Source organism: Streptomyces botrytidirepellens (genome assembly GCF_003721215.1).
GTDB lineage: Bacteria > Actinomycetota > Actinomycetes > Streptomycetales > Streptomycetaceae > Streptomyces > Streptomyces himastatinicus.
Genome location: NZ_RIBZ01000105.1, coordinates 1 through 7,094, shown reverse-complemented (window position 1 = coordinate 7,094; position 7,094 = coordinate 1). Strand labels below are relative to the sequence as shown.

The 7,094-nt window shown below is 72.3% G+C and carries 8 protein-coding genes and 1 pseudogene; 4 read left to right on the top strand and 5 right to left on the bottom strand.

What is annotated here, in order from left to right:
- Positions 1-96: 96 nt before the first annotated feature.
- Positions 97-372 (bottom strand): annotated as a pseudogene (locus EEJ42_RS08225) (hypothetical protein); the annotation flags it as partial.
- Positions 373-390: 18 nt separating this feature from the next.
- A complete protein-coding gene (locus EEJ42_RS08220) occupies positions 391-708 on the bottom strand; it encodes a hypothetical protein (protein WP_123099313.1) in 318 nt (105 codons plus the stop codon).
- Between the two features lie 251 nt (positions 709-959).
- Between EEJ42_RS08220 and EEJ42_RS08215 the strand changes: the two genes are divergently transcribed.
- From EEJ42_RS08215 to EEJ42_RS08205, 3 genes are all read left to right on the top strand, one after another.
- On the top strand, positions 960-2,240 hold the full coding sequence (locus EEJ42_RS08215; protein ID WP_123099312.1) for an NsdA family TPR-like regulatory protein: 1,281 nt from the start codon (positions 960-962) through the stop codon (positions 2,238-2,240).
- Between the two features lie 14 nt (positions 2,241-2,254).
- On the top strand, positions 2,255-2,776 hold the full coding sequence (locus tag EEJ42_RS08210) for a GNAT family N-acetyltransferase (protein WP_123099311.1): 522 nt from the start codon (positions 2,255-2,257) through the stop codon (positions 2,774-2,776).
- A 201-nt stretch (positions 2,777-2,977) separates the two neighbouring features.
- Positions 2,978-3,319 carry a VOC family protein gene (locus EEJ42_RS08205; RefSeq protein ID WP_123099314.1) on the top strand — a complete coding sequence of 114 codons (342 nt, stop codon included), beginning with the start codon at positions 2,978-2,980 and terminating at the stop codon, positions 3,317-3,319.
- A gap of 9 nt (positions 3,320-3,328) precedes the next feature.
- On the opposite strand, the gene EEJ42_RS08200 is transcribed toward EEJ42_RS08205, so the two are convergent.
- The 3 genes from EEJ42_RS08200 to EEJ42_RS08190 form a co-directional block, all read right to left on the bottom strand.
- A complete protein-coding gene (locus tag EEJ42_RS08200; protein WP_123099310.1) occupies positions 3,329-4,024 on the bottom strand; it encodes a hypothetical protein in 696 nt (231 codons plus the stop codon).
- On the bottom strand, positions 4,021-4,788 hold the full coding sequence (locus EEJ42_RS08195) for a maleylpyruvate isomerase family mycothiol-dependent enzyme (RefSeq protein ID WP_123099309.1): 768 nt from the start codon (positions 4,786-4,788) through the stop codon (positions 4,021-4,023). The genes EEJ42_RS08200 and EEJ42_RS08195 overlap by 4 nt, the downstream gene beginning before the upstream one ends.
- Before the next feature lie 279 nt (positions 4,789-5,067).
- Positions 5,068-6,507, bottom strand: a complete 1,440-nt coding sequence (locus EEJ42_RS08190; protein ID WP_123099308.1) for an NAD(P)H-hydrate dehydratase — start codon at positions 6,505-6,507, stop codon at positions 5,068-5,070.
- A gap of 198 nt (positions 6,508-6,705) precedes the next feature.
- On the opposite strand from EEJ42_RS08190, the gene EEJ42_RS08185 reads away from it, so the two are divergent.
- The coding region (locus EEJ42_RS08185) for an alanine racemase (protein ID WP_184502995.1) at positions 6,706-7,094 on the top strand (389 nt) is incomplete at its 3' end.

Here is a 7,094-nt window from a genome sequence, read left to right as displayed (position 1 = left end):
CCCTCCCGCCGTCGGCGGCTCCCCCCCCCCGGTGGTCCCGGGCTCCGGTCCGCTGTCCGCGTCCGTCTCCCGCTGCCAGTCGGGGAGATCGGGTCAGTCGGCGACGTACTCGAAGTGCCGGTACATCTGCGCGGTCCAGCACGTAGCGACGAAGCGCCCCTTCTGCTCCCGCGTAAGGCGCGCCGCATGCCCCTCGCTCACCTCAAGAAAATGCCGCACCTGCGCATACACCGCCCCGGCAGCCGCCCGCTCCCACTCCGGGGTCTCCTCCCAGGGCGTCACATAGCCGGGCTTGGGCTCCCCGGGAAAGTGCCGCCGGACCCCCGCGATCCACGCCTCCCGGAATAGCTGGGCACCCTCGGTCTGCGACATCCCTGCCCCTTTCGTCAGTCAGCGTTCAGAGCCGAGATCCTCGTCTTCGCTGGAGGCAGGAAGCCGTCTGCCTCTGCTCTCCGCCACCCGCAGGACGTCGCGTAGTGCCTCGCACAGCCGCTCCGCCAGGAAGCGGAGTTCCCGCGTGTCCGCCGTGTGGTCGTCCAGTAGTGAGCGGGCGTGGCCGAGGAGTTGCGTGCCCATGGACAGTTGCAGTGCCTCGATCTGATCCGCCCGTCGGTTCAGGAGGCTGTTGGCATTGTCCGACGACAGATAGCAGGGCTTGCCCTCCGGGTCGGACCATGGCAGCAGGCGCAGGCCGGTCAGTGACTCCATTCGGCGGCCTCCCGACGAGCGGCGAAAACGGCTCTCACCCGTTGGAGGGCGCGGGCCATAAAGTGGTTGATGTTCATCAGCTCCCATTAGCTGGTGGGCCACGCCCCCGGACGTCGCACAACGTCGCGGGGGTCCCGCGTGTACCCCACCAGTGCAGCGCCTGCCTGGGAGTCGTGGGCCGCGTGCGGCCGGACGTTTGGGCGGACGTTTCGCTACGCTGAGTAGACGGTCATGTGCGTGGGGAGACGTTGATGGCGGTCAGTGGCGGCAGCAGGCTTGCGGGGTTGCGTAAGGAAGCGGGATATACCCAAGTGAGCTTCGTCGCCGCCTTCGTCCGGGAGGCCGTCCGGCTGTGTATCGACGCTTCGTTGAGCGTCCGCCAGCTCCGGCGGTGGGAAAGCGAATCGCCTCCGCCGTTACCGCATCCGGGCCAACAGGCCGTGCTAGAGGCGATGTTCGGCCTGCCGCTCGCCGAGATGGGATTCGTTGTTCCCTCGCACCGGCGTACGTTTGCCGGAAGGATCGGCGACGATGAAGAGGTGAGGCGTCGAGCATTCGTCACAGGCTCCGGGGCCATCGCCGCAGCGGCGATCCTCCCGAACCGGCACGGCGCGCGTATCGGCGCCAGTGATGTGGCGGCGTTCCGTGCGGGGCTTACCGACCTCTACACGGTCGATCACCGATCCGGCGGAATTCCTGCAATGGCGCGGGCCCAGCGGCTTGAGCAGGGCATTACGCGCGCTCTGAGCGGCGGTGTCTATACGAGTCGGGTCGGCCGAGACCTTCACACCATGGTCTGCGAAACCGCCTGCCACCGCGCATGGTTCGGATACGACAGCGGGCCGCCCGAAGAAGCCCGCGCCGCCTGCATGGAAGCGATGACGGCGGCACAGCTCATCGACGACCCCTTGTTGCAGGTGCGCGCGCTCAACACGCTTTCCCTGCTCTCCGTCGACGCCGGCCGCATGTGGGAGGCGGCGTCGGCCATCAAGAGTGCCTACCGTCTCGCACACCAGGCGGGCGCGGGGCCCACGGTGCACCTGGTGATCTCGCTGCGCGAGGCCAGCGCGGCGGGGCAGGCGGGGGATCTGTCCGGCGCGCGTCGTGCGCTGAGCCGCGCCGTGTCCTACCAGGGGCGTACGGACACCGACACCGACGTGCCGAGGTGGGCGCGGTTCGCCGGTCCCGTCGAGGTGGATTATGCGACGGCGGCCTACTACACAACGGAGGGCCAGCCCGCGCGAGCCGTGCCCTTCCTGCGCTCTGCGGTCTCCGGGCTCGGCGGTGGTTACACCCGTAACACCGCTTGGTACCGGGCCCGTCTCGCGCAGACGCTGCTCCGCACGAATGAGGTCGAGGAGGCGTGCCACGAGATGACGGGCGTGCTCGACGCTTGCGGTGGTGTGTCTTCGGCGAGGCTGCGGCGCCGTCTACGGGCCTTTGAGCGAGCTGCCGTAAGCGTCGATGCCCCGGCTGCACGTGAAGTGATCGACCGTATCCACACGGCGACGGGAGAGGGCGGCCGACGATGATCACTGTTGAGCGTATGGACGGTGCGGCAGCGGGGCGGGCCGAGGATGCCTTCACTCTGGTCTACGCCGAGGCGTTCGCGGAGCCTCCGTATGACAAGGAGTCGGGCTCGGTCGAGGCCAACTTCCGGCGGTTCCGTTCGCAGGTCCGCAAGAAGACCTTCCGGGGAGCCCTCGCCCGCACGGGCGACGGTGAGCCGGTCGGCATCGTGTACGGCTATCCGCTCAGCCCCCAGACCGGCTGGTGGGACCGGCTCACCACACCGGTGACCGACGAGCTGCGCCGGGAGGACGGGCGCCGGACGTTCGGGCTGATGGAGCTGGCCGTGCGTGCGCCGTGGCGCCGCCTGGGCGTGGCGCGTCGGCTGCACGAGGCGGTCCTCGCCGACGGCACCGAGGAACGCGTGCTGCTCAATGCCCGGCCGGATGTCGAGGCCGCGCAGGCGGCCTACCGGTCGTGGGGGTACCGCAAGGTGGGCGAGGCGCACCCATGGGACGGCGCCGACCTGCATGACGTGATGGTTCTCGACCTGAGCTGACCGGCGTCACCGAAGCCAGAATCCCGCCCGCGTCAGCCACAGGTCGAGGAATGCCGCGTCGCTCGTGCTGGCGTCGGTGGCCTGCAAAAGGGTGCGGCCCAGGCCGCCCGGTGCGGGGTGCGGGGCCGACGTCTACCAATCCGTTTTGGTACGCCACAGAATGTGCAGGTCGAGGCGGAACACACGATGGGGGATGAGGCCGTGGCCATCGAGTCAGTGGTCGTACGACAGCGCGTCGAGGATCTGGACGCGGCTGTGCCGTTCTACGAGAAGCTCACCGGGAGCACCGCATCCCGTTTCGCCTTCGCCGGAGTCACGCTGGCAAGCGTCGGCCCGTTTCTGCTGTTCAGCGGACCGGATGAGGCTGTGCGGCGAGTCGCCGGTGTGGCGGCCACCCTGGCGGTGGCGGACCTCGACGCAGCGGTGGAGGACGCGGTGGCGGGAGGCGCCGAGGTGGTGGCCCCGAGGGCGCCGACCCCCAACGGCCACCGCGCCGTACTGCGCCATCCGCAGGGCGGGGTTTACGAATACGTCGGCCCCTGAACCTGCCGCTCATCTCACCCAGCGCGGCGCGTACGTCACGTGGAGGTCTTGCCAATCGTGCGCCTGCGGACTCTGCCAGACGTACAGGCTGCGGCAGGCGTGGTAGTTGCAGCCCGGGCCCGGGAGGTACAGCTGGGTTGCGGCAGCGGGTGGGCCCTCGTTCGTTACGGCGAAGACGTGCCGGGCTGATTCCCGGAACGTCCTCGTCGTGCCCGTCAGGAACAGGGTCTCGGCGTGGACGTGCTGGCGGAGCAGGTCCGGGTTCCGCTGGACGTGGTCGGACGGGAGGTCGCCTTCCGGCACGCTCGCGGTTTGTGGCTCGCGGGGGGCGTTGCCCGCGGTGATGCGCTCGCGCAGCCGCTTCCAGCGGGACGGCCGGAACTGCACGGATTTGTGGGCCAGCACGAGATCGAACGGCTTCTCGTCCCGCCACCCGATTCCGGGGGCGGTCGGGGCGGCGCGCAGCGGCAGGTAGACCAACGACCGCGGGGAGCGCGCCGCGAGCAGCCACAGGGTGCCGATGCGCCGACCGTCCGTGCGGTCGACGTACATCTCGTAGCGACCGCCGGTTTCGTACAGCGCCCCATTGTTCAGCGGTGCCGCCGGGCGGATCACCCGGAATTCCTCGCCCCCCATCCGCACCCGCTGCACGGCGATCTTCACCCGGAGGTCGTCGCGTCCGATCGCGGCCTTGGAGGCCGTCACTGAAGCCAGAAACCCGATCGCGTCAGCCACAGGTCGAGCAGCGCCGTGTCGCCCGTGACCTTCACGCTGGGGGCGGGGCGTCGGTAGACCAGCAGGAGCAGGTCCGTCAGGGTGCCCCGGAGCTCGACGGCGGCGTGCTGGGCGGTGCGGTGAAGGACGGGGGCCTCGCCGGTGAGGTCGACCAGCCAGTCGGAGCCGGTGTCGGTGGCCTGCAAACACACGGCGCGGCCGGGGCCGAGCAGGGCGGGGGCGCCCTCGTAGGCCTCGGGCAGGGTGCTGTAGGTCAGCCACTCGTCGAGGGCGTCGCGGGCGACGTCCTCATCCAGGTGGAACGCGGCGCCGACCGCCAGGGCAGCGTCCGCCCGGTGGATCACCGTCTCGTGCGTCATCCGGCGCGCCCAGAACATCGCCGTTCCGCCGGGGCCCGGGGTCCACATCGCCGTGTCGGGCCCGGCCTCGCGCAGGGCGTCGGCCAGGCGCCCGGCGCCTTCGCCGAGTTGGGCGCCCAGGGCGGCGGGGTCCTCGCCGGTGCGGCGGGGGATGTCGTTCACCGGATCGTCCGACACGGCCTCGGTCGCCCGGGTCCGTACGACCGTCTCCGCCCACCCATGGGCGCCGCCCAGGTGGCGCACGAGCTGGGCCAGGTTCCAGGCCGGGCAGGTCGGCACCGGGGCCGTCATGTCGGCCCCGGCCAGATACGTCCTCAACAGCTCAGTCTGCTTGACGATTTCGGCGTGGTAGCGGTCGAAGCCCAGGAGAGTCACGCCGTCAGGCTACTGACCACGCCCCACCTCGGGCCGCCCCTTTTTCCGGCGCCACCGGGCGGGGAGCCGCCAACGAGGCGGGAGGGGGCGGGGGCGCAGGGGTGGGGTCCTGGACGTTCCGTATATTTGTGGCGCCCGTTTCCGGCCCACTCCACGTCTCCGGGCACTGGCGCCAAAAATATACGAGTCCAGGACCCTGCCCCGGAGGCCCCGCACCCGCACCCAACACCGAACCCCGGCGCCCCACCCACGCACCCGCACCCCCCGGCGCCCCACCGGTCAGCCCAGCACGTCCCGCCACGCCTCCGGCACCGCGGCCGCCACGTCGTACGCCGCGATCGGGGCGCCCGCCGGGGCGGTGGTGCGGCGGGCGGCCAGGCCGTGGAGGTAGGCGCCGACCGAGGCGGCGTCGCGGGCGGTGAGGCCGGTGGCGAGGAGGGAGCCGGTGAGGCCGGAGAGGACGTCGCCGCTGCCCGCGGTGGCGAGCCAGGCGGTGCCGGTGGGGTTGACCCGGACGGGGTGCCCGGGGGAGGCGACCAGGGTGGTGGAGCCCTTGAGCAGCACGGTGGCGCCGTACTTGTCGGCCAGGGCCCGTACGGCGGCGAGCCGCCCGGACTCGACCTCCTCACGGCCGGCCCCGAGCAGCGCGGCCGCCTCGCCCGCGTGCGGGGTGAGGACGGTGGCCGCGGCGCGGCCGTGGAGGCCGCCGGAGGGGAGGAGGTGGAGGCCGTCGGCGTCGACGAGGACGGGGATGTCGGAGCCGAGGACGTCGTCCAGGGAGTGCCGGGCGGCGGCGCCGTCGCCGAGGCCGGGGCCGACGACCCAGGACTGGACGCGGCCCGCCTTGGCCGGGGGCCCGGTGTGGACGAGGGTTTCGGGGAAGCGGGCGATGACGGTGTCGGCGCCGGGGCCGACGTACCGTACGGCACCGGCGCCGCCGCGCAGGGCGCCCGCGACGGCGAGGACGGCGGCGCCCGGGTAGCGGGCGGAGCCCGCGACGACGCCGACGACGCCGCGCCGGTACTTGTCGCTCTCGGCGGTGGGGCGGGGGAGGAGGGCGGCGACGTCCTCGTGCTGGAGGGCTTCCGCGTCGGGGACGGAAGGCAGGTACGGGTCGAGGCCGATGTCGATCAGGCGGAGGGCGCCCGCGTGCTCGTGGGCGGGGTCGATGAGCAGCCCCGGCTTGTACGTACCGAAGGTGACGGTGGCGTCGGCGCGCACCACCGCGCCCCGCACCTCGCCGGTGTCGGCGTCGACCCCGCTGGGGAGGTCGACGGCGACGACGGTGCCGCGGACGAGCCGGACGAGCCGCTCGGCTTCCTCCCGCAGGCCGCCCTTGCCGCCGATGCCGACGATGCCGTCGAGGACGAGGTCGGCGTGCATCAGGGCACGTTCACCCTCGGCGGCGGTCACCGCGCGTCCGCCCGCCGCGCGCAGGGCGCGCAAGCCCCCGGGGTGGGCGCGGTCGGGGGCGAGCAGGACGGCGGTGACACCGGCGCCGCGCCGGGCGAGCCGGGCGCCCGCGTAGAGCGCGTCGCCCCCGTTGTCGCCGCTGCCGGTCAGCAGGGCGATCCGGGCCCCGTAGATCCGGTGGAGCAGGTCGGCGCAGGTGGCGGCGAGTCCGGCTGCCGCGCGCTGCATGAGTGTTCCTTCGGGCAGCCGCGCCATCAGGTCCTGTTCAGCGGCTCGTACGGTCTCGACGCTGTAGGCGATCCTCATGGCCACAGTCTCCCGAACGGAGGGCACTCCGCGCTTGGAAGCACACATTCCGGAAGCGCGCATTCCGGTACATCCTCCGGTCCACCGATCGGCCTGAGACACTGACGGAGATGGACGAGACACCGATGCGCGCCCGCGCCGTGGTCGATCTGACCGCCCTGCGGGANGTCCACCGATCGGCCTGAGACACTGACGGAGATGGACGAGACACCGATGCGCGCCCGCGCCGTGGTCGATCTGACCGCCCTGCGGGACAACGTTCGGGCGCTGCGTGAAGCGGCGCCCACCGCCGAGCTGATGGCCGTGGTCAAGTCGGACGGCTATGGCCACGGCGCGGTCCCGTGCGCGCGCGCCGCCCGTGCGGCGGGCGCGGGCTGGCTGGGCACGGCCACGCCCGAGGAGGCGCTCGCGCTGCGCGCGGCGGGCGACCAGGGGCGGCTGATGTGCTGGCTGTGGACGCCGGGCGGGCCGTGGCGGCAGGCGATCGAGGCGGACATCGACGTCTCGGCCAGCGGCGTGTGGGCGCTGCGCGAGGCCGCCGCGGCGGCGCGCGCGTGCGGGCGCACCGCGCGCGTCCAGCTCAAGGC

What these genes read in the sequence shown, in the direction of transcription:
- EEJ42_RS08210 (WP_123099311.1), top strand. Translation starts at nt 2,255, where the DNA reads ATGGACGGTGCGGCAGCGGGGCGGGCCGAGGATGCCTTCACTCTGGTC.
- EEJ42_RS08220 (WP_123099313.1), bottom strand. Translation starts at nt 708, where the DNA reads ATGGAGTCACTGACCGGCCTGCGCCTGCTGCCATGGTCCGACCCGGAG.
- EEJ42_RS08215 (WP_123099312.1), top strand. Translation starts at nt 960, where the DNA reads ATGGCGGTCAGTGGCGGCAGCAGGCTTGCGGGGTTGCGTAAGGAAGCG.
- EEJ42_RS08190 (WP_123099308.1), bottom strand. Translation starts at nt 6,507, where the DNA reads ATGAGGATCGCCTACAGCGTCGAGACCGTACGAGCCGCTGAACAGGAC.